The 13,288-nt window shown below is 68.6% G+C and carries 14 protein-coding genes; 9 read left to right on the top strand and 5 right to left on the bottom strand.

Going from position 1 to position 13,288, the window contains the following annotated elements:
* Window positions 1-46 precede the first annotated feature (46 nt).
* The 4 genes from dnaK to ACIBTS_RS16930 are packed head-to-tail and all read left to right on the top strand — an operon-like array spanning window position 47 to window position 4,256.
* Window positions 47-1,888, top strand: a complete 1,842-nt coding sequence (gene dnaK, locus ACIBTS_RS16945) for a molecular chaperone DnaK (protein ID WP_319677320.1) — start codon at window positions 47-49, stop codon at window positions 1,886-1,888.
* Complete coding sequence (gene grpE, locus ACIBTS_RS16940; RefSeq protein ID WP_399320090.1) at window positions 1,885-2,547, top strand: nucleotide exchange factor GrpE; 663 nt, start codon at window positions 1,885-1,887, stop codon at window positions 2,545-2,547. Before dnaK ends, grpE begins: the two co-directional genes overlap by 4 nt.
* A 57-nt stretch (window positions 2,548-2,604) precedes the next feature.
* Window positions 2,605-3,783 (top strand): molecular chaperone DnaJ, encoded by a 1,179-nt coding sequence (gene dnaJ / locus ACIBTS_RS16935; RefSeq protein WP_319677318.1) that lies wholly within the window; start codon window positions 2,605-2,607, stop codon window positions 3,781-3,783.
* 5 nt (window positions 3,784-3,788) lie between these two features.
* Window positions 3,789-4,256 (top strand): heat shock protein transcriptional repressor HspR, encoded by a 468-nt coding sequence (locus tag ACIBTS_RS16930; RefSeq protein WP_399320088.1) that lies wholly within the window; start codon window positions 3,789-3,791, stop codon window positions 4,254-4,256.
* Window positions 4,257-4,323: 67 nt separating this feature from the next.
* Here the strand turns inward: ACIBTS_RS16930 and ACIBTS_RS16925 are convergent, their stop codons facing one another.
* On the bottom strand, window positions 4,324-7,194 hold the full coding sequence (locus tag ACIBTS_RS16925; protein ID WP_399320086.1) for a hypothetical protein: 2,871 nt from the start codon (window positions 7,192-7,194) through the stop codon (window positions 4,324-4,326).
* A gap of 50 nt (window positions 7,195-7,244) precedes the next feature.
* On the opposite strand from ACIBTS_RS16925, the gene ACIBTS_RS16920 reads away from it, so the two are divergent.
* Genes ACIBTS_RS16920 through ACIBTS_RS16910 form a run of 3 tightly spaced genes read left to right on the top strand, consistent with a single transcriptional unit; the run spans window position 7,245 to window position 8,622 of the window.
* The gene (locus tag ACIBTS_RS16920) at window positions 7,245-7,817 is read left to right on the top strand and encodes a hypothetical protein (protein ID WP_399320084.1); all 573 of its coding nucleotides are present in this window, start codon (window positions 7,245-7,247) and stop codon (window positions 7,815-7,817) included.
* A gap of 53 nt (window positions 7,818-7,870) precedes the next feature.
* A complete protein-coding gene (locus ACIBTS_RS16915) occupies window positions 7,871-8,131 on the top strand; it encodes a DUF6406 domain-containing protein (protein ID WP_399320082.1) in 261 nt (86 codons plus the stop codon).
* A 44-nt stretch (window positions 8,132-8,175) separates the two neighbouring features.
* A complete protein-coding gene (locus tag ACIBTS_RS16910) occupies window positions 8,176-8,622 on the top strand; it encodes a DUF6406 domain-containing protein (protein ID WP_399320080.1) in 447 nt (148 codons plus the stop codon).
* A 354-nt stretch (window positions 8,623-8,976) separates the two neighbouring features.
* On the opposite strand, the gene ACIBTS_RS16905 is transcribed toward ACIBTS_RS16910, so the two are convergent.
* The gene (locus ACIBTS_RS16905; RefSeq protein ID WP_399320078.1) at window positions 8,977-9,162 is read right to left on the bottom strand and encodes a DUF397 domain-containing protein; all 186 of its coding nucleotides are present in this window, start codon (window positions 9,160-9,162) and stop codon (window positions 8,977-8,979) included.
* A 10-nt stretch (window positions 9,163-9,172) separates the two neighbouring features.
* The gene (locus tag ACIBTS_RS16900) at window positions 9,173-10,054 is read right to left on the bottom strand and encodes a helix-turn-helix domain-containing protein (RefSeq protein WP_399320076.1); all 882 of its coding nucleotides are present in this window, start codon (window positions 10,052-10,054) and stop codon (window positions 9,173-9,175) included.
* 218 nt (window positions 10,055-10,272) lie between these two features.
* Here ACIBTS_RS16900 and ACIBTS_RS16895 point away from each other — a divergent pair, with 218 nt between their 5' ends.
* Together ACIBTS_RS16895 and ACIBTS_RS16890 are read left to right on the top strand one after the other, a co-directional pair.
* A complete protein-coding gene (locus ACIBTS_RS16895; protein WP_399320074.1) occupies window positions 10,273-10,728 on the top strand; it encodes an ATP-binding protein in 456 nt (151 codons plus the stop codon).
* Window positions 10,725-11,315: a Uma2 family endonuclease gene (locus ACIBTS_RS16890; RefSeq protein ID WP_399320073.1), complete on the top strand. Its 591-nt coding sequence runs from the start codon at window positions 10,725-10,727 to the stop codon at window positions 11,313-11,315. The genes ACIBTS_RS16895 and ACIBTS_RS16890 overlap by 4 nt, the downstream gene beginning before the upstream one ends.
* Window positions 11,316-11,327: 12 nt before the next feature.
* On the opposite strand, the gene ACIBTS_RS16885 is transcribed toward ACIBTS_RS16890, so the two are convergent.
* Together ACIBTS_RS16885 and ACIBTS_RS16880 are read right to left on the bottom strand one after the other, a co-directional pair.
* The gene (locus ACIBTS_RS16885) at window positions 11,328-11,588 is read right to left on the bottom strand and encodes a hypothetical protein (RefSeq protein ID WP_399320071.1); all 261 of its coding nucleotides are present in this window, start codon (window positions 11,586-11,588) and stop codon (window positions 11,328-11,330) included.
* A 45-nt stretch (window positions 11,589-11,633) separates the two neighbouring features.
* Window positions 11,634-13,211 (bottom strand): WhiB family transcriptional regulator, encoded by a 1,578-nt coding sequence (locus ACIBTS_RS16880; RefSeq protein WP_399320069.1) that lies wholly within the window; start codon window positions 13,209-13,211, stop codon window positions 11,634-11,636.
* Between the last annotated feature and the right edge of the window lie 77 nt (window positions 13,212-13,288).

Here is a 13,288-nt window from a genome sequence, read left to right as displayed (position 1 = left end):
GCACACTTGAGTCCGTTCCACTCAAGTCAGCTGGAGGAAGATCACCATGGCACGTGCGGTCGGCATCGACCTGGGCACAACCAACTCCGTCGTCAGCGTTCTGGAGGGCGGCGAGCCCACCGTCATCACCAACGCCGAGGGTGCCAGGACCACGCCGTCCGTCGTCGCCTTCGCGAAGAACGGTGAGGTGCTCGTCGGCGAGGTCGCCAAGCGCCAGGCGGTGACCAACGTGGACCGGACCATCCGTTCCGTGAAGCGTCACATGGGCACCGACTGGAAGATCGAGCTCGACGGGAAGCCCTTCAACCCGCAGCAGATCTCCGCGTTCATCCTGCAGAAGCTCAAGCGGGATGCCGAGGCCTACCTGGGCGAGAAGGTGACCGACGCGGTCATCACCGTCCCGGCGTACTTCAACGACTCCGAGCGTCAGGCGACGAAGGAAGCCGGCGAGATCGCCGGTCTCAACGTCCTTCGTATCGTCAACGAGCCCACCGCGGCCGCGCTCGCGTACGGCCTCGACAAGGACGACCAGACGATCCTCGTCTTCGACCTCGGCGGCGGCACCTTCGACGTGTCCCTCCTGGAGATCGGTGACGGCGTCGTCGAGGTGAAGGCCACCAACGGCGACAACCACCTCGGTGGTGACGACTGGGACCAGCGTGTCGTCGACTACCTGGTGCAGCAGTTCAAGGCCGGCCACGGCGTGGACCTCGCCAAGGACAAGATGGCGCTGCAGCGTCTGCGCGAGGCTGCCGAGAAGGCGAAGATCGAGCTGTCCTCGTCCACCGAGACCTCGATCAACCTCCCCTACATCACGGCGTCCGCCGAGGGCCCGCTGCACCTGGACGAGAAGCTCACCCGCGCCCAGTTCCAGCAGCTGACGGCCGACCTGCTGGAGCGCTGCAAGACGCCGTTCCACAACGTCATCAAGGACGCCGGCATCAACCTCTCCGAGATCGACCACGTCGTTCTCGTCGGCGGTTCGACCCGTATGCCCGCCGTCGCCGAGCTCGTCCGCGAGCTGACCGGCGGCAAGGACGCCAACAAGGGTGTGAACCCGGACGAGGTCGTCGCCATCGGCGCCTCGCTCCAGGCCGGTGTCCTCAAGGGCGAGGTCAAGGACGTCCTGCTCCTCGACGTGACCCCGCTGTCCCTCGGCATCGAGACCAAGGGCGGCATCATGACCAAGCTGATCGAGCGCAACACGACGATCCCGACGAAGCGTTCGGAGATCTTCACGACGGCCGAGGACAACCAGCCGTCGGTGCAGATCCAGGTCTACCAGGGCGAGCGCGAGATCGCGGCCTACAACAAGAAGCTCGGCATGTTCGAGCTGACCGGTCTGCCGCCGGCCCCGCGTGGCGTCCCGCAGATCGAGGTCTCCTTCGACATCGACGCCAACGGCATCATGCACGTGACCGCGAAGGACCTCGGCACGGGCAAGGAGCAGAAGATGACCGTCACCGGCGGCTCCTCGCTGCCGAAGGACGAGGTCGACCGCATGCGCCAGGAGGCCGAGCAGTACGCGGACGAGGACCACCGCCGCCGCGAGGCCGCCGAGGCCCGCAACCAGGGCGAGCAGCTCGTCTACCAGACGGAGAAGTTCCTCAAGGACAACGAGGACAAGGTCCCCGGCGAGGTCAAGACCGAGGTCGAGGCCGCCGTCGAGGAGCTGAAGGCCGCGCTCAAGGGCGAGGACACCGCGGAGATCCGCACGGCCACCGAGAAGGTCGCCGCGGTCTCCCAGAAGGTCGGCCAGGCCATGTACGCCGACGCGGGTGCCCAGGCCGCCGGTGGTCCGTCCGCCGGCGCCGAGGCCCCCAAGGCCGACGACGACGTCGTGGACGCCGAGATCGTGGACGACGAGCGTAAGGACGGTGCCGCGTGACGGAGGAGACCCCGGGCTTCGAGGAGAAGCCCGACGTCCCCTCCGGCGCCACCCCTGAAGACGCCGAGCCGAAGGCCGCTCCCTCCTCCGCCTCGGCGGAGGGGGCGGCCCCGGCCGGGGACGCGAACCAGACAGCCGGTCTGGTGGCCCAGCTGGACCAGGTGCGCACCGCGCTCGGCGAGCGCACCGCGGACCTCCAGCGCCTCCAGGCCGAGTACCAGAACTACCGCCGTCGGGTCGAGCGCGACCGGATCGCGGTCAAGGAGATCGCCATCGCGAACCTCCTGACCGAGCTCCTGCCCGTGCTCGACGACATCGGCCGCGCGCGCGAACACGGCGAACTCCTCGGCGGCTTCAAGTCCGTCGCGGAATCGCTGGAGACCGTGGCCGCCAAGATGGGCCTGCAGCAGTTCGGCAAGGAGGGCGAGCCCTTCGACCCGACGATCCACGAGGCCCTGATGCACTCGTACGCGCCCGACGTCACCGAGACGACGTGCGTGGCGATTCTGCAGCCTGGGTATCGAATCGGCGAGCGAACCATCCGCCCCGCGCGGGTGGCCGTGGCCGAACCGCAGCCCGGCGCACAGCCCGCGAAGGCCGACGAGGGCGAGACGGCGGCGGCGGACGACAAGGAGAGCGGTGGCCCGGACGAGGGCTGAGCTTGACGCGATCGCCCCGGCGATCGTCGTGACTACACGAGAGGAGGGACGTCGAGGGTGAGCACCAAGGACTTCATCGAGAAGGACTTCTACAAGGTCCTCGGCGTCCCCAAGGACGCCACCGAGGCCGAGATCAAGAAGGCGTACCGGAAACTCGCCCGCGAGTACCACCCGGACGCCAACAAGGGCAACGCCAAGGCGGAGGAGCGCTTCAAGGAGATCTCCGAGGCGAACGACATCCTCGGTGACCCCAAGAAGCGCAAGGAGTACGACGAGGCACGCGCCCTCTTCGGCAACGGCGGCTTCCGTCCGGGCCCCGGAGCGGGCGGCGGCTCCTTCAACTTCGACCTGGGCGACCTCTTCGGAGGCGGCGCCCAGACCGGCGGGGCCTCCGGCGGCTTCGGCGGCGGCATCGGGGACGTCTTCGGCGGCCTGTTCAACCGCGGCGGCCCGGGCACGACCCGTACCCAGCCCCGGCGCGGCCAGGACATCGACACCGAGGTCACCCTCACCTTCACGGAGGCCATCGAGGGTGCGACGGTCCCGCTGCGCATGTCCTCGCAGGCCCCCTGCAAGGCGTGTTCCGGCACGGGCGACAAGAACGGCACGCCGCGCGTGTGCCCGACGTGTGTCGGCACCGGCCAGGTCGCGCGGGGCTCCGGCGGCGGCTTCTCCCTCACCGATCCCTGCCCCGACTGCAAGGGCCGCGGCCTGATCGCCGAGCATCCCTGCCTGGACTGCAAGGGCAGCGGGCGCGCCAAGTCCTCCAGGACCATGCAGGTCCGCATCCCGGCCGGGGTGACGGACGGGCAGCGCATCCGCCTGCGCGGCAAGGGCGCGCCCGGCGAGCGGGGCGGCCCGTCCGGCGACCTCTACGTCGTCGTACACGTCGACCCCCACCCGGTGTTCGGCCGCAAGGACGACAACCTGACGGTGACCGTGCCGGTGACGTTCACGGAGGCGGCCCTCGGCGGCGAGGTCAAGGTGCCGACGCTCGGTGGACCGTCCCTGACCCTGAAACTGCCGCCCGGCACGCCCAACGGCCGCACCATGCGGGCGCGGGGCAAGGGCGCGGTCCGCAAGGACGGCACCCGCGGCGACCTGCTGGTCACCGTGGAGGTGAGTGTCCCGAAGGACCTGTCGGGGAAGGCTCGTGACGCGCTGGAGGCGTATCGCGAGGCGACCGCGGGCGAGGACCCGCGGGCGGAGCTGTTCGAGGCCGCGAAGGGAGCCTGAGAGTGATGGACGGCCGTCGACGCAGTGACAATTTTCGCGGGCCGTATGAACTGACCGAGGAGACCCCGGTCTACGTCATCTCGGTGGCGGCCCAGCTCTCCGGCCTGCACCCGCAGACGCTGCGCCAGTACGACCGCCTGGGCCTCGTCTCCCCCGACCGCACCGCCGGCCGGGGCCGACGCTACTCGGCCCGCGACATCGAACTGCTCCGCACGGTGCAGGCACTGTCCCAGGACGAGGGCATCAACCTGGCCGGCATCAAACGGATCATCGAACTGGAGAACCAGGTGGCCGCCCTGCAGTCCCGGGTGGCCGAGATGGAGGCCGCGCTGGACGGCGCGGCCGCGGCGATGCAGCAGCGCGAGGCGGCGGTGCACGCGTCGTACCGACGGGACCTGGTGCCGTACCAGGAGGTACAGCAGACCAGCGCGTTGGTGGTGTGGCGGCCTAAGCGGCAGCAGCCGTCGGACTGAGGCATGGACATAGGGCAAGGGGTCCGGAGTTACGACTCCGGGCCCCTTGTCCGTTGGCTACGACACGTCAGTCACCCATGCCGACGCCCGGCTCCGGGCGTTCGTGGCCGGGTGGCTGCTGCTGGGGCTGCTGAGCGGGGGTGGGCGGCGGTTTCGTGGCGACCTTGGGCACGCCCAGCTGCCACAGATGCGAGCCGGGGACGGTCGGGGTCGGGGTCGGGGTCGGGGCTGGAGTTGGATGATCCGCGGCATGACTCGCGGCCTGACTCGCGGCCTGAGCCGGGGCCGGGGCCGGGGCCGGGGTCTGAGCCGGGACATGGGCCTGGGTCTGGGCCTGGGTCTGGGGCTGGGTCTGGGCTGGCTTGGCCTGGGCCGGCTTGGGGGCGAGGGGCTTCGGATCCCGTTCCGCCGACTCGGCCTTCTCCTGGGGCGGGGCGGGGTTCCCTGGGCCTGTGATGGGCGCGTCCCTCTCCTCGTCCGGGCCCAGGCGTTTCCAGCGCTCCGGGATCGTCGACATCCGCCGTACGGCTTCGGCTTCGCCCGCCGCTGCCGCCGCGACGGCGCGGGCGCGCAGGGCGCTCTGGCGGGCGATCGGGGAGAAGCCGGGCGCCGCGTTGCCGGTCTCGGACGGCAGACCGCGAAGGCCCATCTGGTTCAGCTCGCCCTGGATTCCCGTCTCCGGGGCGAATATCTCGCGGGGCAGCTGCCAGGAAGCGCCGCCGTCCACGTCCACGCGGTGCTCGCGGCCGTCCACGGCGAAGGTGAGACCGTAGCCGATGTACTGGTCGTCCTTGTCGAACAGCAGGTCCCCGGAGACCTTGCCGCCCCGGTCGCGCACCTCGTTCGCGAGGTCCTGGAGGGCGGGCGGGAGCGGGTTGGTGCGGCCGAGGCTGGTGACATAACCGTCGGCCCTGACCGTCTTCTGTTCCCCGGTCGCCTGGTCCACATAGTCCGCCAGGAAGCAGGTCTCTCCGTTCTCGTCCAGGTAGGTCTCGATCGCGCCCACCTGCGCCCGGCCGATCGTGAGGCGCGGATTCTCGCCCCGCGCATACTTGGCGACCATCTCGGGGTACTGGACCTGGTGCTGCAGCGCGTCCGGCGGCCTCGAGCCGATGATCGTGACGTGGGCGTCGAGATTCTCGTTCAGGATGATCTCCGCGTTTGCGACGCCCGTGCCGCCGGATCCGGCGATGATCCAGTTTCGGGCGGCGTGCGGGTCGAAACGGTTCTCGGCGACCTCGTCGCCCAGCAGCACCCGCTCCGGTGCGGCCTCGCGTGCCGTCTCCCATTTCCGCGTCGAGTCGAGGGCGGTGAAGCAGTTGCCCATGCGGGTGGCGTCGTCGGTCCCCAGGCCGGCCGTGAGGGCGTCCTTCAGCGTGGGTGACGACTCCAGGGCGCTCAGCACGGTACGGGCGTCCGCGCCCCCGCGCTCGGCCTGGGTCAGCCAGGTGCGCATCTCGCTCGCCCCGGTGACCCCCTGTCCCTCCAGCTCCCGCAGGCGATCACTGATCAGACGTACGGCTTCGCCGCGACTCTCCACCGGGAAATCGCCGCGCGGCATGCCCGGTACGACATCGGGCGTGAGGCCGGTCGCGATACTCGGCGTCCCATCGCACGCAACCCACAACGGGGTCTCGCTCTCCTTGCCGTCCTGGTCGAACTTCCGCACCTCGGCGAGCAGTTCGCCGTCCCGGCCCAGGCGCAGTCGGGCGCGGCCGTTGACCAGGTCGCCCTGGGTGGCGAGCTGGTCCTCCCAGACCCGTACCGCGTGGATGGACACCCGATCCCGGGGATCGTCGACCGCCGAGTACGGATCGACGCCCATCCATCGCGCGAGATCCCGGTCCTGGTCGGCGGACTGCACGATCCCGTTCCCGGGGTCCAGGTGCCACCGGCCCACGCCGTCGATGAGCAGCGCGTCCGGATCGCGCCCGGTGAGGCTCGCTCCACCGCCGATCACGACTTTCCGCAGAGGGAGCTGCCCGGCGGCGAGCTGCCCTTCCAGCGCCTGCACGGTGCGCTCGCTGACCTGGGCGCGGTATTCCGCCCACTGCACGGACGCCGCTTTCAACTGGTCGCGGGGGAGGGGCAGCCCGTTCTGGTCGTAGCCGGGCAGCGGCATGGTGACTTCGCGCCGGCCGATGAACGCCTCGACCTGCCGCTCGGCGCGGAGGGCTGCGTCCCGGGATGCCTGTAGGGCGGTGGCATCGGCGGGGGGGAGGTGTTCTATGGGGTGGGCGAGGGCGGCGACCAGGCGTCTGGCGGCTGAGGAGAGTGCCCGCCGCGAGATGTAGCGGCGGGTCTCGGCGGCCTCTGATTCGGCCTCGTGTGCTGCCATCTCGGACATGGCAGTCGTCGGGCGCATGCCGAGTTGGTCGAGCAGGGACGAGAGCTGCGTACGGGCTTCGGCGCGTTCTTCCTGGGAAGCTTCCACCGCAGCGGCCCGGTGGGCGAGCCAGTTGAGCTCGGCGATGTTTCCGTGGTCCCGGCTGGACAGCTCGTGTCGATCACCGATCTCGGCGCCCTGTGTCAGGAAGTGCTCGCGCACCGGTGCCAGCCCTTGCCCGGACCGGTCCCGTACGGCGACGAGTTCACCCACCTCGTGGGCGAGGGCCCGGGACAGGTGCTTACTCGGCAGACGGTCGGATATCTGGACGATGTAGTAGCCCGACGCCGTGTTCGTCACGGTGTATGCGATGGTGCCGGTCTCCATCGGAATGGCATCCACGCAGATCTTGGCTGAACCGCCCTGGGAGTCCTTCAGAAGGAAGTGCTCCCGTTCCTCCTCAGTGGCCGGTACTTTGTCGACTGATCCGAACCGCTCCCCCAGGACGGCGGCGGACACCGCGCCCAGATCACGTTCTGCCGCTGCGATCAGGGCTGCCTGCTGTGTACGCAACTGCTCGTCAGTGAACTCTGCGGACTCCGGCTGCGGCATTCCCCCGTACCTCCATGTACGTCTCCCTCAACGGCCCTTAGGATCATGTCATGTTGACAGCGCGCTCAGCCTTCGAAGCTCACCTGTACATGGATCTGCATCCGTGCGAGTGCGGCTCCGGTGACTTCGGTCGGCAGCACCGGCTGGAGCAGCACGGCGATGACATCGTGGCGGTGTACGAGGGGCCTTGCCGGCAGTGCGGTACGACACGTCGTTTCGTCTTCCGCATGGCCGGGGAGATTCCGCCGCCTCCCCCTGCGTTCGGCGGCCGGGAACCGTCGCAGATCATCGATCCGTGGGAATTTGCCGAGGTCGGCTTCCGTATTTCCGAGTCGACGGGAATCAAGCTACTCAATACGCCGAAGTCCGAGCATGGAAAGCTGCGTGACGCCGTGGCTTACACGGTCGCGGCGTTCGAAGAGATCCCGAAATTCATTCCGCCTGGCCAGGACGCGGTACCTGCCTCTGCTTTCACATCCGAAGCGGGCAAGGCCGGGTATCGACGTGATCCGGGTAACTTCGACCGGGACATACTCGAGATGAACATCAAAAACGCGAGAGCTGTGCTCGCCAACATCGACAAGCACAGCACCCCGCCCGGCGGCGCCGCGTCCAAGGCGTGAGCGGGGAGGGCGCGCGTCCTCGACGGCTTCGAGTATCGGACCTGCCTGAGGACGTGGTGAAAAAGCTCCTCTATGAGGTGAGGCTTCGTCTTGCGATTCCCGAGCGCAGGAATGAGGTCCGTTATGTTCTGCGCCATGTCTATGCCCCGGACGGAGGGCCGATCACCGTTTATCTGACCGTCGCCGCCGACGAGGTGAAGAAGCACGTTCTTGAGGTCGGCGGGACGTTCTCCGTCCGCGATGAGACGTGGGTCGTCGACCGAGTGGACGTGATGAGCGATGACGCGCGGGTGGTTTTGCGCAGGGTGGAGTGACGAAGCCGACTGGACGACACGCAGTTGAACTCGGTGGGCCTGAGGTGGTGCAGCAGGTCGGCGAGGGTCTCTTGGGCGGTGTCCAGGATGATGTCCGGGGTGTCGGCGCGGAAGATGTTCCAGGCCAAGCCCTGGGCGCGGGTGGCCAGGGGAGCCCATCACCACTTCGCGACTCTCCAGAACCGGAGCCGATGTACTGGTGGCGGTATTGGAGTGATGGCAAAGTGTCTGAAGTCAGGCTTGTGCATGGAGTTCCCGTTTTCGATGACGGTATTCAATTTGGAGTGATTTACGTCTATGCTCCGCCCGAAGGGCCGTTGACTGTGCGATTGGGGGTGGCTGCGGGCGGTGAGCGAAGGTACACCCTTGAAGTGGGCGATTCCTTTCTCGTCCGGGCTGAGACTTGGAAGGTTGATCGAGTGGAGAATCCCGGCAGTAATGATTGGTGTGTTGTTCTGAAGAAGGTCGATTCGGATTTTTTGCTCGGCTGACTTCGCGTGAACCGGAGACCTCAAGGGGCTGTGCCCGCGCGGACGTGAATCATCGGGGGCTGAACTGAGTTCGCTCGGAAAGCCCCCGCCGGCAGGCAGGATGCGGCCTCCCGGGCTCGCTCGCCTCGTGATAGGCGCCCTGCCGGGCACGCTCCAGCATGTCGTGCGGTGTCCGCGAGAGCATGGCGAGGAACCTGGGAACCAGCCACTCCCCGTCCCCGCCCAGATGACCGAGTGACGGCGTCGGCGGCCGCGATGATGGGACCGCGTGATCGCGTGGTCGACCTGCGGTTCACTCACGCACCAGAGTGGATCACGAGGGCCTGAGGACGTGCCCGTTGACTGCCGGTGAGCTTATGAGGACTGCTTCTTGGCGTGCTGCAGGAGGGCGCTCAAGGTCTCCGGCGTGGTGGCCAGGATGATGTCCGGGGTGTCGCTTTCGCGGAGGCGGATCGTTCCGTGGGAGGTGGGGGCGAGGTAGAGGCAGTTGCCTTCCGGGCCACCGCTGTACGACGACTTCTGCCAATGGAGTTCGGGCATCCGTGCCTCCTCAGAGGGTGTAGAGCAGGTGCTGAATCAAGGCCAACGAGTCCTTCACCGAGTGTGTTTCGGGGGCCAACGATACGTCGATGGGGGCGAGGGCGTACTTCGCGATGCGGGCGAACAGGGCGTCGTACTCCGAGAGTTGGCACGGCTTCGCCAAGTAGTGGGAACCCAGTAGCTGTTCGACTACCACCGTGCTCAACTTCGGGTCGGCGGGGACGATGTGTGCGAAGTTGCCGGTGAGGGCGGCCTGGGCCTGAGCGCTGAACGGGTAGATCTGGATCGTCACGTTGGGCAGGCGTGACAGCTCGATCAGACGCAGCAACTGCTCCCGTACGACATCGTCACCGCCGAATCGCATGTGCAGTGCCGACTCGTGGATGACGGCATGTACGGTCGGCGGTTCGTCGCGCGTCAGGATGTGCTGCCGTTCCATGCGGAACCTCAGCCCCTCCTCGATGTTCGCGAAGCCCAGGCCCGGGCTGGTGAAGATGGCACGCGTGTAGGCGGCGGTCTGAAAGAGGCCCGGGATGAACAGCGGCTCGTGCGTCCTGATGGCCACGGCCTCTGATTCGAGTTCGGCCAGATTGAGGGCGTCGGGCCCCATGTGCTTGCGGTATGCCCGCCACCAGCCTCTGCCGGTCGACTCGGACAGGGCAACCAGGGATTCAATGTACGCCTTATCTGTACAACCGTAGAGGTCGCAGAGCTCGCGCAGCCGAAGGGTCAGGATGCTCGTCTTGGCGGTCTCGATCTGACTCAGCTGAACCCGGCCCATGCTGATCCGCTCGGCCGCCTCACCAGCCGTCAAACCTGCCTGTTCGCGCAGTTGTTTGAGTTCAAAGCCGAGTCGCCGCTGACGCTCGCTGATCGTCGTGCGCAGTCCCACGTGTCTCTCCTTGTCGGCGTGCCCAAAGTCTGCCTCGGCTGGAGCGGTTGGTCCACCGATAGGGGTGATTGGGTTGTTAATGAAAGCCTTTCTGCTCTACCTTGAGTGAGGGATCAGTCACGCACCGAGACCATCCAACTTCCCCTGCCCATAAGCCGACAGAGCACCCACCCCCTGTGGGCGACGCCATCGCCGGGCACGCAAAGGAGCCGCCCGCCATGAACCCAGCCCGCCGTGCCGCCCACCGCCCAGCTCAACTCGCCTGGGACTACAGCCTGTTCGCCCCCGCCGATGTCACCTCGCCGCGCGTGTGCCGGGACTTCGTCCGCGCCGTCCTCTTCACTCACGATCGGGAGTCCCTCGTCATGCCGGCCGCTCTCTGCACGTCGGAGCTCGTCACGAACGTGCACCTGCATACCAAGGGCACCGCCATGCTCCGGATCCGGCTCACGCCGGCCGGGCTGCGGGTCAGCGTCTTCGACGAGAGTCCTGACCCGCCCGTCGTCACTCGCCCCGCCGCCGGGGCCGTCGCCTGTTGGGGGAGGGGGCTCGCGCTCGTCGAGGAGATGGCGGATCTGTGGGGCGTCGCCGATGAGCGGGCGGGGCGGTATGCGAAGGGGGTCTGGTTCGAGTTGGGCAGGTCGTTCCGCCCGAGGACGGGAGCGAAGGCGTGAAGGGCTCCTCCGTGGAGAAGGCGGTCTGGAAGGCGTGGAAGGCCATGGAACTACCCGAGGGCTACCGCGCCGAGATCGTCGAGGGAGTGATCGAGGTGTCGTCCAACGGAGGCTTCGCGCATGCTCAGGTCGCCAACCGCCTGTGGGACGCCCTGGCGGAGTTCCTGCGGGGCAGTGCGTACGGAGCGTGGGGCGTCACGGATGTGATCCACCGGCGCAGGGCGTGGACTCCGGATGTGCTCGTCGCCCCCCGGGGCCGGAAGTCCGGTGCAGCGAAGGGCGGACTCGGCCTCAAGGCCTCAGCGGTTCGGATGGTCGTCGAGGTCGCCTCTCCCGGCAAGCGTGATCAGGAACGGGACCGGGTCGGCAAGCGCCGCGAATACGCTCGCGCCGGCATCCCCGTCTACGTCCTCATCGACGACTACGACGGCCAGGGCGCAGTGACCCTATTCACCGGGCCTCGCCCCGACAAGGCCGACTGGGAGGACGTTCACCGTGTCCCCTACGGGACGGACGTGACCATCCCCGAGGGGCCCGCCAAGGGCTTCGTCATCGGGGAGGCGATCACCGGGCCCAAGCGGGGCTGAAGGTGAATCTGTTCAGCCCAGTTGTTCCGTCGTGCCGTCCGGGTGGATCAGGAGGCGGATCGCGCCGCCGTAGCGGTTGTCGGTGATCGTGGCCGGGGTGGGGGCTCCGAGTTGTTGGGCGCGTTGCTGGAGGATCGACAGGACCACGTCCTGGATGTCGCCGTAGGGCGGGGCGGTGACCGGGACGCCGTCGATCAGGCCGGCGTTGGGGGAGAAGACGTGCACCTGGGCATCCGCCGTGGCGGGGGGCGGGGGCGGCGTCGGTTCGGTCATCGGGGGTCTCGGTTCCTTCTCGCTCGGGTCCGGATCGGGTCCGGCTCAGGCGCTCTTCGCCTCGTCCTGATCGGGGACGTCCGCAGTGACGTCCATGGCGACGTCCATGGCGACGTCCATGGCGACGTCCATGGCGACGTCCATGACGACGTCCACGGTGCGAGCGTACGTGCCGCGGGCGAGGCGTTGCAGGCGGCCCGACTTGACCAGCGCGGACAGGACGTTACTGATCGTTTTCGACGGGTCGCCGTAGATGCCGGGCGGGAGGGCGCGCAGGACGTCGCGGGCGGAGAAAGGGCCGGGAAACGTTGACACGGCTGTTTCCACGGCGGCCCGGATGCTGGGGGCAGCGGGGTGGGCCGGTAGGGGGGTGGAGTGGCGGGCGGCGCCGCCTGCGCTGGTTCCCCCGGAAGGGGGCGTCGGGTGCGGGAGGCGGGCCCGGATGCCCTGGAGCGCGGTGCGGATCGGCTCCAGGTGGACCTCGTCGCCGTCCGAGGTCGCGGCCAGCATGGTCGCCACCTTCTCGATGTTGGCGAGGGAGGAGGCCAGTTCGCGCAGCAGCGGCTCCAGGAAGTCGCGGCGCAGGGCCGCCACCGGGTCGGTGGTGGCGAGTTCGACGGAGACCGAGCCGGTCAGGGCGCGGAGGGGGCTGGTGGTCTCCGGGGACGTCTCGGCGGGGTCGTAGGAACCTTCGCCGTTGCCCTCCGGAGTCATCACCTCCAGTGCCTCGACTGCCTTCCGTGCGGCGCGGAGGTTGTCCGGCAGCTCCGGGGCGATGTCGCCGCCGGGCACGCTCGCCAGCATCGTGACCAGCTGTTCGAGGCTGTCGAGCGTGGGCAGGGCGGAGCGGACCAGGGGGGCCAGCAGAGCCTGTCGTACGGCCTGGGCGGGATCCTCGTACGAGAAGGCGATCCGCTGCCCGGACTCGGCCGCTGCCATGTCCTCGCTCCTGCTTTCCGGGTGTGCGTGCGGGTGGGGATGTCTGTCGCTGTGGGGTGACTGCGCGGCGGTGTGCTCGTGCAACTGCCTCGGTATAGCGGGCAACTGCCTCTGGTAGGAGGCTAGTTGCTCCTGACGGGCGTCGAACGCGTCGAGTACCTGCTCCAGTTCGGGCAGGCCTCGCTCGGCGGCGTGCCGGGCGGCGGCGTCGGTGGTGCGGGAGCGCAGCCGGAGCAGCCGGCGGGAGGTGTCGCCGGAACCGGTGCCGGTTCCGGTGCCGGTCGGGGAGGCGGGGCCGTCCGTGGGGTGGGTCGGGAGGTTGCCGTTCTTGTCGCCGAGGGCGAGGGCGCGGCGGATCCAGCGGCGGTCTTCCAGCGTGGTCGCGGCCGCGTAGCCGTAGGGCTCGGCGTGGGCGATGGCGTCCTGGAGGCATTCCGCCCACAACGGGCAGGAAGCGCACAGGTCGCGGGCGGTGCGCAGCAGGACGAGGTGCTGGTGGCGCTGTTCGGGTGAGGTGTCGGGCGAGGTGTCCGGGATGTCCGTCGACGCTTCCAGCAGCGGGTGCTGGAAGACGTCCGGTCGGCGCTGGCAGGGCAGGGCGGCGTCGGGTATGTGGGCACCCGCCGCCGATCCTCGTACCGGCCCGCGCGCAGGGCGCGCGTGCAGCACCGTATGGCTGGCCATACGCATGTGTGTTGTCCCCCGTGGTGATCCGTGATCGGAGGGGACTCTAGAACGACCCGTCAACCAGGTGCAACGCA

The sequence above is a fragment of the Streptomyces sp. NPDC050121 genome (assembly GCF_044460385.1).
In the GTDB taxonomy this organism is placed as follows: Bacteria; Actinomycetota; Actinomycetes; order Streptomycetales; family Streptomycetaceae; genus Streptomyces; species Streptomyces soliscabiei.
This window is presented reverse-complemented; position numbering and strand designations above follow the sequence as displayed.